Consider the following 358-nt stretch of genomic DNA (forward strand, 5'->3'; position numbering starts at 1 on the left):
CGATCGTCTACACCGCCACCCTGACCAACGCCGCCGGTTCGCCAGTGACCGTGACCCTGTCGAACGGCGCCGTAATCACCATCGAGGCCGGGAAAACCACCGGCACCGCGACCGTTGCCGCGCCGTCCGACGACGTCTACAAAGACGCCAGCACCGTTCAGGCCACGATCAGCAACGCCACCGGTGGCAACTTCGAGAACCTGGTGTCGAGCAACGTGCCGGCGGTGACCAACGTCACCGACACCATCGATACCACTACCGTGAAACTGACCGCCACCGGCTCGGCCGCGGAAGGCGGAACCGTTGTCTACACCGCCACCGTTGGTGCCGCTGTGACTGGCTCGCCAGTAACTGTGAC

Annotated in this window: 1 protein-coding gene; it reads left to right on the top strand. The window is 64.8% G+C overall.

The window, feature by feature from the left end:
* Positions 1-358 (top strand): immunoglobulin-like domain-containing protein (locus AC1D1M_RS31540; protein ID WP_477778716.1); only part of this gene is annotated, 358 nt, incomplete at both ends.

It is taken from the genome of Pseudomonas sp. P1_F7, from assembly GCF_056405655.1.